Source organism: Haladaptatus marinus, from assembly GCF_051194195.1.
The window spans coordinates 173,969-186,360 of sequence record NZ_JBLZNK010000006.1; the positions used below are offsets into that span (position 1 = coordinate 173,969).

The 12,392-nt window shown below is 53.7% G+C and carries 12 protein-coding genes; 6 read left to right on the forward strand and 6 right to left on the reverse strand.

Annotation, left to right across the window (positions count from 1 at the left end):
• Positions 1-115: 115 nt before the first annotated feature.
• Together ACN2TU_RS20805 and ACN2TU_RS20810 are read left to right on the forward strand one after the other, a co-directional pair.
• A complete protein-coding gene (locus ACN2TU_RS20805; RefSeq protein ID WP_435158102.1) occupies positions 116-1,255 on the forward strand; it encodes an acyl-CoA dehydrogenase family protein in 1,140 nt (379 codons plus the stop codon).
• 769 nt (positions 1,256-2,024) lie between these two features.
• A complete protein-coding gene (locus ACN2TU_RS20810) occupies positions 2,025-2,294 on the forward strand; it encodes a hypothetical protein (RefSeq protein ID WP_435158105.1) in 270 nt (89 codons plus the stop codon).
• Between the two features lie 322 nt (positions 2,295-2,616).
• Here the strand turns inward: ACN2TU_RS20810 and ACN2TU_RS20815 are convergent, their stop codons facing one another.
• Entirely contained in the window at positions 2,617-3,807 is a 1,191-nt protein-coding gene (locus ACN2TU_RS20815) for an MFS transporter (protein WP_435158107.1), read from the reverse strand.
• Between the two features lie 690 nt (positions 3,808-4,497).
• On the opposite strand from ACN2TU_RS20815, the gene ACN2TU_RS20820 reads away from it, so the two are divergent.
• Together ACN2TU_RS20820 and ACN2TU_RS20825 are read left to right on the forward strand one after the other, a co-directional pair.
• On the forward strand, positions 4,498-5,934 hold the full coding sequence (locus ACN2TU_RS20820) for an MATE family efflux transporter (RefSeq protein ID WP_435158420.1): 1,437 nt from the start codon (positions 4,498-4,500) through the stop codon (positions 5,932-5,934).
• Between the two features lie 253 nt (positions 5,935-6,187).
• Complete coding sequence (locus ACN2TU_RS20825) at positions 6,188-7,009, forward strand: IS5 family transposase (RefSeq protein WP_435158109.1); 822 nt, start codon at positions 6,188-6,190, stop codon at positions 7,007-7,009.
• A 38-nt stretch (positions 7,010-7,047) separates the two neighbouring features.
• Here the strand turns inward: ACN2TU_RS20825 and ACN2TU_RS20830 are convergent, their stop codons facing one another.
• From ACN2TU_RS20830 to ACN2TU_RS20840, 3 genes are all read right to left on the reverse strand, one after another.
• Positions 7,048-7,482, reverse strand: a complete 435-nt coding sequence (locus ACN2TU_RS20830; protein WP_435158111.1) for a hypothetical protein — start codon at positions 7,480-7,482, stop codon at positions 7,048-7,050.
• A 299-nt stretch (positions 7,483-7,781) separates the two neighbouring features.
• Positions 7,782-9,134 (reverse strand): sodium/calcium exchanger protein, encoded by a 1,353-nt coding sequence (locus ACN2TU_RS20835; RefSeq protein ID WP_435158113.1) that lies wholly within the window; start codon positions 9,132-9,134, stop codon positions 7,782-7,784.
• 532 nt (positions 9,135-9,666) lie between these two features.
• The gene (locus ACN2TU_RS20840; protein WP_435158115.1) at positions 9,667-9,861 is read right to left on the reverse strand and encodes an HVO_2922 family protein; all 195 of its coding nucleotides are present in this window, start codon (positions 9,859-9,861) and stop codon (positions 9,667-9,669) included.
• A 128-nt stretch (positions 9,862-9,989) separates the two neighbouring features.
• On the opposite strand from ACN2TU_RS20840, the gene ACN2TU_RS20845 reads away from it, so the two are divergent.
• Both ACN2TU_RS20845 and ACN2TU_RS20850 read left to right on the forward strand, forming a co-directional pair.
• On the forward strand, positions 9,990-10,277 hold the full coding sequence (locus tag ACN2TU_RS20845; protein ID WP_435158421.1) for a DUF211 domain-containing protein: 288 nt from the start codon (positions 9,990-9,992) through the stop codon (positions 10,275-10,277).
• Positions 10,277-10,858 carry a VIT1/CCC1 transporter family protein gene (locus ACN2TU_RS20850; protein ID WP_435158117.1) on the forward strand — a complete coding sequence of 194 codons (582 nt, stop codon included), beginning with the start codon at positions 10,277-10,279 and terminating at the stop codon, positions 10,856-10,858. Before ACN2TU_RS20845 ends, ACN2TU_RS20850 begins: the two co-directional genes overlap by 1 nt.
• A 37-nt stretch (positions 10,859-10,895) precedes the next feature.
• Here ACN2TU_RS20850 and ACN2TU_RS20855 read toward each other — a convergent pair whose 3' ends face one another.
• Together ACN2TU_RS20855 and ACN2TU_RS20860 are read right to left on the reverse strand one after the other, a co-directional pair.
• Positions 10,896-11,765, reverse strand: a complete 870-nt coding sequence (locus ACN2TU_RS20855; protein ID WP_435158119.1) for a universal stress protein — start codon at positions 11,763-11,765, stop codon at positions 10,896-10,898.
• A 398-nt stretch (positions 11,766-12,163) separates the two neighbouring features.
• Positions 12,164-12,385: a hypothetical protein gene (locus ACN2TU_RS20860; RefSeq protein ID WP_435158439.1), complete on the reverse strand. Its 222-nt coding sequence runs from the start codon at positions 12,383-12,385 to the stop codon at positions 12,164-12,166.
• Positions 12,386-12,392 lie beyond the last annotated feature (7 nt).

Genomic DNA, 12,392 nt, shown 5'->3' on the forward strand with positions numbered 1-12,392 from the left:
TCGACGTCCATCATTCGAACGAATCTCGCTACTAGCGGTTACCAAGCATTCATCAAAATAATATTTTTCTCAACATATCCGAATTTACTTTGCCACAGGATTCAATCTTATAAATATGGCTTTTCAGCTATCTGACGAACACCGTGCTATCCAGCAGGCTGTTCGTGAGTTTGGTGAGAACGAAATCGCACCGGTTGCAAAAGAACATGACGAGAAGGGAAGCTACCCCAAAGCAATCCGCAAAGAGGCAGCGAAGTACGACTTCGTCGCCCCACACATTCCGACCGAGTACGGTGGTGCTGGAATGGGTCTCCTATCGGCAGTGCTTGTGACTGAACAGCTTTGGCGAGCCGATCCCGGTATTGGAAGCGCTGTCGGAAGCGCCGGGTTCGGGACGAACATGATCATCAAATACGGCGACGAGTGGATGAAACAGGAATGGTTGCCGAAAATAGCAGCCGGTGAAGCAGTCTCCTACTCTGCAATCTCCGAACCAGCACACGGATCGAATGTGGCTGGCATCGAGACGGTCGCTGAGCGCGACGGCGACGGTTACATCCTCAATGGTAACAAGATGTGGATTACGAATGGGACCGTGGCTGATGTCGGTCTTGTGATGGCTAAAACCTCTCCAGATGAGGGGCACCGCGGTATTACCGCCTTCTTGGTGCCGACAGATCTTGACGGATTTTCTACCGAGAAGATAGATAACAAACTCGGTATTCGAGCCTCCGACCTTGCGGAGGTCATCCTTGACGATGTTCGGGTCTCCGAGGAGAACGTCATCGGAGAAGTTGATAACGGATTCTACCAGCTAATGGATTTTTTCGCCCATGGCCGCACTCGTGTCGCGTCTCAGGCGGTCGGAGCCGCACAGGCGGCCCTCGATGCGGCATTGGACTACGCTGGTGAACGTGAGCAGTTTAATCAACCCATTGGTGAGTTTCAAGCCATTCAGCACAAGCTTGCTGAGATGGCTACCAACGTCGAGGCCGCGCGGTCGTTAACGTATCGCGCCGCCTCTCAGGTCGAAAGCGGTGACGACGACATCGCTGCTCGTTTCGCAAGCATGGCAAAGCTCTTCGCTTCCGAACACGCTGTCGACGTGGCCGACGAGGCCATTCAGGTACACGGAGGTGCCGGATTCGTCTCCGATCACCCAGTCGAGCGGTACTATCGTGATGCTCGCATCACGAAAATCTACGAAGGTACCAGTGAGATACAGAAAAACATCATCGCTGACCGCTTGCTATAGTAACCAATTACTCAATAATTCGAATTGAATTTCCTCATACGCCATCTGGTTTCTCACTTCGTGACCCCTGCCTGTCGTTGGGCCCGGTGTGAGATCTCCCAGTTGATCGTTTCGACCGGTAGGTCCTGGAAATGCTCTGTGGCGACATTCGTTGCGTGCTGTTGTGCTAGATCGAGTGACCTCCTCCACGCCGTAAACGGTGTGGCATCCCACCATGGGAGATCGGCCAGCGGCCTTCGAGGTTTCAACCCGCACTCTCACAGGAACCGGCAGCATACCGGAGGAACCTCTCGGTTTACCGCCCGTGGTAGGGCTGTGGTCCGGTCACTCAGACCCCATCTCCGACCGAGTCATCGGCATACGTGTATTCTCTGATATGACTCTCTCCATTGGAGTACACCGGTAAACAGGTGGTACAGGCGCTTAAATATACTGTTGTTGGATATCCGGCTCAGTCATTGACGGCGATGTGTCGGCCCGGCCTATCGTTCGACCCGCGCCTGACGACGCGGGTATGCACTAAAAACTCCTATCAGGTTTTGATGTCTCGGGAGTATCGTCGGTCGCTGCATCCGTGCTTTCAGTGAGCGGTCGCTGGACAGTGAGATTCAATAATTTCAATTTGCTAGATATAGATAAAAAGAGCTGAAGCGGTGGTTCGTTCGGCAGTTCCGTCCGTCCTGTTCTCACGCACGGCCAGCACGAGAACCCATTGAGGCCGTCACAGTCCTCCGGTTCGACATAGTCTTCGCGCGTCCTAGAGCATGCGATGAACGTCGTCAAAACGAATGACGTGATGGTTGCCCGACTCAGCTATCGGGAAGTCGCATCCCACAACGACTATGCGTACAAGAATGATGGATACCGTGTGATGGAGGAGTTGACCGAACGTGTGCCCGGCGAGAGCTACAAGACTTCTCGAACGGTGTCGGTTGATGACGCGATGGGCGTTAGGTGGCCACCACATCAAGATCACGTTCGCCCAACCCGACGTAGCTGGCTGGATGCGAGCACACGACGCGAACGCCGAGGAAACTAACCACGAACGGATCGGATTATTACGTTGTAATAACGGGTTCGCAGAACCCCCACTTCGGCGACGTCACCACACGAGAGTCACACCGCACTGCCGGTGACACATGGTGATCGTAGTCGGTTGATTACTATCTTTCTACAAGGAGAGAATCCCGCCGTTTACGGCGGGGAGGATGTCACGATGTACCGCAGTCCAAGATGGATTAATCGATGAAACGTTTCTCCTCTTGCTAATAAGGGGAGAAAGGAAACCAACCATTTGGTCTCCTATAATTATTTAATCGTTGCTCGATCCAACCGCCTTCGAACCATGGATGATCATCTGTTCACTCAATTGACCAGCGGGACTTTCTGTGCGAACCCGGAAGTCGATCTGTCAGATAGAGCCCTGCAAGGACGAGTACAACACAGCCAACGAGCGACGCAAGCGCGAGGAAAACGACGTTGAATTGGTATCCTGCATCGGTGAGTAGACCGACAGCAGCAGTGCCATTCGCCTCGACCAGCAATGACAGGCCGGTGAATGCCGCGTATGCGACACCACGACTCTCGTCTGGAAGCGAGTTGAGAAAGTACGTATCCAGCGCAGGAAAGAGGCTGTGAATGAAGTAGCCAATAGAAACAGAGATGATAATCAGAGCAACCAACCTGCCTGCATAGGTGAGTGCCCCCACCGAGATCACGAATCCAGTCAATATTGCCAAAATATACGGGACAATTGGCAGACGATCGGCAAGCCGTCCGCCAAACCAAAATGCGGGTAGTCCGGCTGCGAAAGCAACGGTGAGAAGAAGGTTTGCCGTTGTTGTCGACACTCCTTTTGATGTGCTCAGATATACGACGTAGAAATTGAATAGTCCTTGCCAGAGGAACCCAGTAGCACCGACCATCAACAGACCGGTTGCGATGAGTCGCCAGTGAGCTCGCACGGCGGAAAGAAACGCGTGGTCGGGGACAGCCTCATCAGCAATTCGAGATCCACGAACGACAGTTGCTAAAACGATACTGAATATGACCGCAGACACTGCCAAAACGACGAACACCATGCGCCATGAGCTAATCAGTAGAATACCGACCACAATGGTTGGTGCAAGAACGGCAGCCAGTTGGGCCGCTGTACCGTGAATGCCAACCGTGCGTCCGACTGCATTTGGATACAATTCTGCGATGAGGGGAATAGCAGCGACGAAGTAGGCCCCACTGGCAACGCCGAGCAGAAATGTTCCGAGTTGGAGTGTAACTAATGACTGTGCGAACGCGATGACTGCGGATGAACCAGCCAGTACGGCACCCGTCGCGAGGATTGCTTGATACCGTGGAATGTGAGTCAGTACATATCCCATCGGAATCCGTGGAATTGCAGTGCCAAGCCATACTAGTGATACTAATACACCGATGGTTGCCCGATCAGTCCCAAAGGCGACTGTCAGTGGTTCGAGCAGCGGTGCAAAGACGGTTCGTCCGAAGTTCATCAGGAAGACCAATCCACACAACGTTCCGAATAGACGTCTCCTCACTCTCTAGTTCTACAAAGGCAGATGACTCAACCGTTCCGGAACCAGTGGGAGGGGGAGAGGTTGTACCGACCACCGCGTCTGTGGTCGGAGGGAGCTGAAACAATGAAGAAATGAGGAGGGAGTGAAACTTGCACCCCCTCTGATGGCGGAATGAACAGTCGGCTACTGTGGGGTGTAATTGCTTCTTCTTCTCTTCGGGCCACGAAGAGAAGATATGAAGCAGTTCAGCCGATTACACAGCTCGTCTGGAGATGATTACGACAGTGTAATCAGATTTGTGTGGCCGTTATTCTCATGTCTGGACACTCTGCATTGAGTGGTATGGCGGGAGTTGTAGCTGGGGAATCGTGTCGAGTTACCGACCGGCCGCTTGATCATCACGCGGGGTCTTATTGACGCCCTCCAGATGCGCAACGAATTTTCCATCGGGGTCAGTGATGTCACACTTAACTAATCCCTGAGTTCGTCCAGCATCGACGACTGTGTCTCGTGTTTTGGGATCCGAGATACCATAGATTTCGATAGAATCTTCCTTAGTCATTGGTTTGCGCATGTACAATCACGTTATAGGCAACTTTCAGAAAACGTCTAATCGTTGGTAGTCTATCTCAATCATGAACATTTATTAGATTGTTCCTCAATGTCTCGCAAGTAATTTATACACAACTACCATCTGTCGTAGTAGAATCTGTGGAACTCAAATCATACAATCCCGTGAGAGTTGCTCTCCTTCAGGTTGGCTATCTACTGGCTGCGCTGAACCTGATCGATAAGCACCGGGTCTACCATACCACGCGACTTGCATGGCCGCGAATTATCACCGGTGTTGCCCGAATGTCGAAATCAGCAGCAGATATTGCAATGGTCGGGCTGGCGGTGGGTCCTGCGGCAATTGCAGGTATCGGGTTTGCATCGCCGTTCTGGGGGCTCGCATTTTCGTTTGGTGGTGGGATCGCAGACGGTACAATCGGACTGATCTCACAGCGGTTTAGTACGGACCGATATGACGAACTCAACCGCATCGTCAAAACGAGCACATTTTTAACGGTTGCCGTAACGATACCGCTGGCACTCCTGCTTTGGTTCCTCCCTCATACCCTGATTTCACTTGTTGGCTCCGATAGCCTTGCAATCGAATATGGAACCAGCTATCTCCAAGTCGTTGCGCTTGGGATACCCTTCGCAGCAGTGAACCTGATTGGAAGTCGAACGCTCGTCGGTGCTGATAATGCACGGATTCCGATGCTCCTCCGTGCTGGTGGCGCAGTGGTGAACATTAGTATCAATGCCGTTCTGATCTTTGGTCTTGGCTTTGGGGTTCTTGGTGCAGCGATCGGAACGGTGGTCAGCACAGTCCTCGTGACGATTCTCTTTGCCTGGGGATTCATAGCTGGAAGCCTTCCACTGGTCGGAGCGTTCCCTGTGACGATTACTCTCGATTGCCCGCATGTCGATCAGCAGCTCATACACCAAATCACGGAGATTGGAACACCTCTCGTTCTTACGAACCTTGCTCGAACCGGTGGTCAACTCCCCTTAATCGCCATTGTTGGCCTCTTCGGACCAAACGTAGTTGCCGCATTCGTCATTGCGCTTCGAATTCGAGCACTCATGGATACACCTGGCTGGGGATTGAGTCTTGCTTCGAGCAGCCTTGTTGGGCAAGCACTTGGGACTGGTGCCGAACGGAAAGCCGAGGGATATGCGAGAGACGTATTCCGATTTACTGTGGCTGTGTACGTGCTCATTGCAATCGCTGTTGCTCTCTTCTCACATCCTATCAGTCGAGTGTTTGTCAGCGATCCAGCCGTCCTCCCAATTGTGAAGAATTTGATCTACGCAACCTGTGTGAGCGTCATCTTCTATGGTGTGATCGGGAGCGCAACTGGTCCACTCCGTGCGGGCGGCGACACCCGGTGGCCATTCTATGGACAGACATTGGGGTTGTACCTTTTCGCACTACCCGTCGCGTACCTCGGTGCAACGACCTCCGTCGGGCTCATTGCTCTGTCACTCACCTTGATCGTCGAAACTGGCATTCCAGCGATCGTAACGTATTATCGCTTCGATGGGGGCCACTGGAAGCGAATCAGTCGTTCATATAGACCAACGGTGGCAAACGATTAACGTACCAGTTGATCACAAAACTACCAATATTAGAGAATAGACGTTCCTGGTAATGCTCGGTTTAAGACGGAATGAATAGGTAGTGGCGTGCGGCAGCGCCTTCTAAACAGTCCTTGAGTCAGGGATAGGGTAGAATACGAATCAACAATCCGTTCTAATCGAATATCAACCGGTTGTAGATTAGGAGATCTATAAATATTGGGCTCTGTTGAAATCCTCAGATGGTTACAGGTTCGACCGGTAGTGTGAGCGAATGCAGGCCCTCCCGAAGTCACGATTGCTCCAGTTCGTCGAACAAGCGATTCACTTGTCTCGGCGAGCTGTCGCTCGTTACTCCTCGAAATTCTCGAAACGGCGGTACACACTCCACCAACACATCGTTCTGCTTTGTCTCAAGGTACGGAAGAATACAACGTATCGGACGCTCCTTGACGAACTCATCGAGATGCCCCGGATTCGGAGAGCAATCGAACTTGAGGAACTTCCATCGCCTTCGACGTTGTGTAAGGCGTTCAATCGACTCGATATGGCTGTGTGGCGTATCCTGCTTAACCTCTCGGTCACCCTCCTTCCGACCAACGGTGTCGTCGGTATCGATGCATCCGGTTTCGACCGTAGCCACGCTTCAAAACACTACACAAAGCGAACGAAGTTGACGATTCAGCAGTTGAAAGTCACACTTCTCGTGGACACCAGAGCGAATGCTATCCTCGATCTCCACGTAACGACGACCAGAAAACACGACTCGAAAATCGCGCCGTCACTCATCAAGCGGAACACCGGTGAGGTGGCGTTTCTCCTCGGTGACAAGGGATACGACGACCAGAAGATTCGGGTGTTAGCCCGTGAAGAGTGGGTTCGCCCGCTCATCAAGCACCGCGAATTTTCGTCGCTCCACAAGGCGTGGAACGCTCGGCTGGACACCGATCTCTACGGGCAACGTAGTCAGAACGAGACGGTGAACTCTCGCCTGAAACGGAAATATGGCGCATTCGTGCGCTCACGACACTGGTGGAAGCAGTTCCGTGAACTCGCTATCGGCTGTCTCACTCACAACATCGACAAGATACTCTGAACGTTCAATAGAGAGAACAGGTTGAACAGCACAGCCGACTATTCTCTCGGAGTTGCTGTCGCCTTCAGCCGGTGAATCAGGGATGGTAGTTGGAGTCCTCCGGCGACAGAGAGCAGAATGCCACCAAGAACGGTGAGATACCAACCAAGCGCGGGCACGAACGTGGCGGAGAATCCAAACAACGTAGAGTAAGAAAGGTAGTACACCGGAAACACCGCCGTTCCAACTCCCGCCACAATACGTATCGGGATCCGGAAGCTGGCACCACGGAGTAGAAGGACAAGCCCGACTGCACCGAGTAGTGCGAAGTCGAACCCCTCAAATCCGGCACCCATACCGGTGTAGTAGATTGTCGGGACCTCGGCGTCAGGAGGCAGGTTTGGATTTGTCCTCAGCCAAGGAAGATACGCGCCGACTGCAACGGCAACTGCACCGCCGGCAACCAGAATCTTGTTGCCCAATTCAGCGACCATACGTTTCCATAGACAAGACGGGATAAACTCTTTCTGTAGATTCAAACTTCGACTTGCTCGACACGCAGTCCTACCTAACGGCTGTTTCGGCGGGAAAGGTGTCTAACCAATAGGATTTCAACAGAGCCAAATATTGTACATTACAGCGCCTCTGTGACCGATATAGACTCACCGTCCGCCCCGTGCCAACAGTTGAGACTACATTTCTTTCTGCATAGAACTTACATGGAGTCCGTATATACCTAATACGACCGAACCATCCCGTTGATGATGTAGCGCAGGGAAGGGGTGCACGCTATTCAGTCGGCGTGTTCCGTTTGACTGGAGCCTCTTCCAAGTGCTGTCTGAGCGGTTGAAAGCGTCCGGTTGACGAGCCGACGAACACTATCGCGGCGCGTAATGAACAACCCCACGCCGAGGACGATGTAGACACCCGTGTAGGCATAGAGAATGGTCATACTGACGTTCGTTGCCGTTGGCTCTGTGTAGGTCTGAATCACGTAGAACTCTGCGAGAACCTGCGTGACAAACAGTACGAGCAGTGCGACCGCCTCACGGATGCTGATTTCGAAGTTTGTCAGGATGGCGATCGCGAAGAAGCTCTGGGCGGCGGTGATCCAGATCTCTGCGGCCTGTTTTGAATCGAATGAGAGTGTGCCGACAGCACCGGCCGAAATAGAGTACACCACCGCGAGCGTTCCAATCAGCAGCGTCCACTGATTGAGTTTTGAAGAGATGAGCGCGTTGAAGCCTGCCGTCGAGCGGGCTTTGTTCACAAGATAGGCGACGACGATGAGTTCAGGACTCTCGGAAGCGAGCGGCGCGAGCCACTGGATCATGAAGAACTCCGGAATGCCATACTGTAGCCCTAACTGCTCAAGTCCCTCGGCAAACGGGTGGACGGCAGTGAAGATGATCGCGCCCGAAAACGCGAATCCGAACAGGACAACAGCAATCCGAGATACTTTTGGATACTGCTGGAAGTACGCGGGAACCCCAACGTGTTCTTCGGATTCCTCAACATCACCGCGGATGGTGATGAGAAGATAGAGCACGTACAGGCCCACGAGAATGAGCGTGTCGAACGATCCGATACCGCCGCCGAGGGGAACGAAGAACGCGTACGTCGTCGCCGCGAGTAGGAAGACAATCTCGGTCGATATCTTCTGGTCAAGTCCGACGACGTCCGCGAGGAATCCCGAACGGTGTTCAACTGCTGAGTCGCGGGTGCGTTTTGCGCGATAGATAGTGAACAGGGCGATCCCGGACCACCCGAGGCCAATGAGGATGCGATTCGCTCCAGTCATGTTGGCGACCGCGAGGTTGGCGGCTTCACTCGAGCCAGCGCCGGCCTCCCACGCGTACAGTGCGTCAACTGCGTATTCGGGTGCGACGGCGAGCACCGCTAGGACAGCGATAGCAAACGCCTGCGGGACGTCTTTTTCGGCAGTTTCGGCCGCCCACGCGAGTAGGAATGCCGCACCCAGGATCGCGAATCCTGCAACGGCGACGGCCATAACGGGCGCGATGTTTTCGCCTGGATGCACGGTTCCATACCCACCGTACGAGACGAACGCTCCGATCCATGGGATTGTCAGTACCAGTGTGGCGAAAACAGCGACTAACGGATGGCGAAAGCGATCAAACGCCATTATCTAGATACCTCATTCACTGTTATACAGGATTCTCTGCCGTATAATACACAAGATATACCTCAGATATCCGATTTCGGCGCTTACAAGTGCTGAAATGTTCGAATCGCTCATTACTCGACTTACTCACTAACTTACCGTTCTGAGCCCTGAAAGCGCTGAATTCATCGATAGAAGCCGGAGAGAGATGCACCCCTCGTCTGAGAGTTTCACTCCCACTTACCAGAAGTTGCCTCCCTCGTGGGGCGAAAAACCCGAAATTTAAAAATTCGCTCGCGAGTTTTCTTCCTTCTACCAACGTAGTGAGACTGCGTACAGCCCCATTACGCCCCCGCTCAGCTATCTAGGAGCGAGAGAACCTGTGAGTAGCGATACCTCGGATAGATGGGGACAAGACCACTCGTTTGTCACCGATACAGACTCTAGAAGCCAGATGCGTAGCCTAGCTGTTGGAGCTGAACCACGTACTGCAATCGAATGGGTTCCGTATCTGCTGGGGAACATATTGAAGAAGCAGTCTGAGCGTCCAAGCTCAAGTGTTATCGACGACCCGTATGTCGGCCCTGCCAGCATTCTTTTTGACACTTTCTATCCCCCGTTTTGCTCCCTGTTTCGCTTGGTACCCTTCCCCGCTATCCGCGATTATGTTCCCGTTTGAGGCAACGAGTCGCCAACGCCATTCGCCCGCCTTGTCATGGAATATTTCGAACGTAGCCTTGCTGGACATCTCTGTCTCGCTGGTCTCCCGCTGAACGCTAATAAGTGCCGAATTATACCGAAGTATCGATTCAAATCCGATCTTTCTGATATTCGTCCACCAAACGAACTTTAAACTGTGCATTGTAAGATAGTATGATGGCCCCTGTAAAGCGGCTGGTTATTGACGTACTGAAACCGCACGAACCGTCGACGATCGAATTCGCTCAACACGTCGCCGGGACGAGCAATGTCGCTGCTGTCAACGCGACGCTCATCGAACTTGACCAAGAAGTTAAAAATCTGAAACTCACGCTCGAAGGCGATGGGATCGAGTACGACGATGTCAGAGCATCTGTCAAAGATGCAGGAGGAACGATCCACTCGGTCGACCAGGTCGTTTGTGGAGAGCATCTTGTCGAAGATGCACCTACGCCTCAGGACTGATGAGAGCGGAAAACTCGGCGTCCCTTTTGGAACGTATCGACGATAGGATTGGACCGATCGCGAGACGATACTTCGTCTCGAATGGGTTTGACGGTGCACTGACTGGCGTCGGTGTTACCGTCAGCGCGTATCTCTCTGGAGTCTCGGACGGGTTACAGGTCATTGCGATCGGCCTCGGTGGCGCCGTCGGACTGACGACCTCGGGTGTCTGGAGCGTCTGGGAGATCGAACGCGCCGAGATGCGCGCCGAACTACACGACCTGGAGGATGCGATGCTCACCGACCTGAGCGACACGCGAATTGAGCGGGATAAGACCAGCAACCAGGTCATCAATGCCCTCATGAGCGGTCTCGGCCCGTTATGTGGTCTCGTGGTGCCGCTCGTTCCGTTTCTGTTTCAGGGCGCGGCACTCTCGTTGCTCCACGCCACTATTCTCTCGGTCGCAATCGCGTGCGGCGTTCTGTTCGCCTTTGGCGCGTACATGGCGTCGATATCGCGTCAGCGGTGGTACGTCGCCGGAATCCGAATGGGCATTGCCGGTATCGTCGTTGCACTCATCAACATTTTCCTCCCCGGATAGCTCTTATTTCTCGTTTTTAAACACGAGAGCAGGCGCTTTACTCTGTTTCTCCAACCGTGATAACGGGGACTGGTGCAGAGCGCACAGTCTTTTCGGCGACGCTGCCGAGCAAGATGCGGTCGGTTCCACGTCTTCCTGTCGTACCCATCACGACGACGTGGACGTCGTTCGTCTCGATACAGTCGAGAATTTCCGAGATGGGTTGCCCGTATTCGACGTATCGAACAGTGTTCGCAATGCCGTGTGTCGCCGCCTCCGAGAGAAGGTCGTCCACAGCTTTGGTCGCTGCCTGCTCACTCTCCTGGTTCGAGATAGCCGATCGGATGTCCGGACCGAGCCACGTGTCGTCAACGACGGACAGAACATGCACAGTTGCATCGAGGGCTGCCGCGAGTGAAAGCCCGTGCTGGGCGGCATGGGTGGCGCTTGCACTGCCGTCTGTTGGGATGAGGATGTTCTCGTAGGGGAACGCGAACTGTTCGTCGGGTTGCATCCGGGCCGTGAGAACGGGCACCGGCGACAGGCGGACGACCTTCTCGGACACGCTCCCGATGAGATATCTGGAGATACCCTCCCGGCCGTGGGTCGGCATCACGATCAAATCGTGATTGTAGCGCTCAGCGTACTCGACGATCGTCGGCGCTGGATTCCCCTGGACGACGTCGGAGTCGTAGTCGACACCGAGCGTACGCAGGGTTTCCTCAGCCTCTTCGACGATGGCTTCCCCCTCTTGAACTAGTGCATCCACAGGATGGCCTTCGACGACGGTGACGCTGTCACGAGTGGTGTCGGCTACGTAGAGGACGTGTATCGTCGCATCGCCCCAGTGTGCAATTTCGCCGGCGTGGTGGAGTACTTCCGCCGCTCCTTCGGTTCCATCGAATGGAAGCAAGATATCCTCGTACATGAGTGCTAGAAAGAACTATGGAGCGAATCCGCTAATTAGTTTGCCTCTCTTCAGAACGCGTCTTTGTGAGCAGAGAGCGGCGGAAGGTATGCCGACGCGGCTCCTGCGAGTTGCGTTCCCCGGTGACCCATGATGAGCCTGTCGACGTCGTGGAGAGCTTTGAGTTGCTCCTGTTGCTAGTTCACCTTCTGTTCCAAACTCTCGACAGCTTCAGTAGTAGTGTGGTAGTATCTTAGGTCTAAACGGTGGTTTCGTTCGTAGTGCCGGTCACAACGGGTGTGACAGCCTGAAATCGAGATAGATTTGATCGATGAAGGAGCAGTGGTATCACCCTCTAGTTCCTCAGATTGACATCCTCCCCGCGCTACAGCGCGAGGATTCCTCCGTTGGGGGTTCGGCTACCGACCCACGGAGACAACTTGCGGGTTCGTGCGCACTTCTTTGGGACTTTCGTGAGGGTGTGGTTTCCCCGCCCACTCGTGGGCGTCCCACTCGAATCGCACGGGCCGTGCCATCGTCGGCGGTTGAATACTGTTGGTCGGCTTCATCCCCGCCCTGAAGGCCGAGGCTTTCGCCTCGAACTTTCCGTTATCGATGGCAATACTAGAACGCGAATTCATACCGAGT

Coding starts and splice junctions, on each gene's coding strand:
- ACN2TU_RS20840 (WP_435158115.1), bottom strand. CDS start 9,861: ATGTCCAGCAAGGCTACGTTCGAAATATTCCATGACAAGGCGGGCGAA.
- ACN2TU_RS20850 (WP_435158117.1), top strand. CDS start 10,277: ATGAGAGCGGAAAACTCGGCGTCCCTTTTGGAACGTATCGACGATAGG.
- ACN2TU_RS20810 (WP_435158105.1), top strand. CDS start 2,025: ATGAACGTCGTCAAAACGAATGACGTGATGGTTGCCCGACTCAGCTAT.
- ACN2TU_RS20830 (WP_435158111.1), bottom strand. CDS start 7,482: ATGGTCGCTGAATTGGGCAACAAGATTCTGGTTGCCGGCGGTGCAGTT.
- ACN2TU_RS20835 (WP_435158113.1), bottom strand. CDS start 9,134: ATGGCGTTTGATCGCTTTCGCCATCCGTTAGTCGCTGTTTTCGCCACA.
- ACN2TU_RS20845 (WP_435158421.1), top strand. CDS start 9,990: ATGGCCCCTGTAAAGCGGCTGGTTATTGACGTACTGAAACCGCACGAA.
- ACN2TU_RS20805 (WP_435158102.1), top strand. CDS start 116: ATGGCTTTTCAGCTATCTGACGAACACCGTGCTATCCAGCAGGCTGTT.
- ACN2TU_RS20825 (WP_435158109.1), top strand. CDS start 6,188: ATGCAGGCCCTCCCGAAGTCACGATTGCTCCAGTTCGTCGAACAAGCG.
- ACN2TU_RS20855 (WP_435158119.1), bottom strand. CDS start 11,765: ATGTACGAGGATATCTTGCTTCCATTCGATGGAACCGAAGGAGCGGCG.
- ACN2TU_RS20860 (WP_435158439.1), bottom strand. CDS start 12,385: ATGAATTCGCGTTCTAGTATTGCCATCGATAACGGAAAGTTCGAGGCG.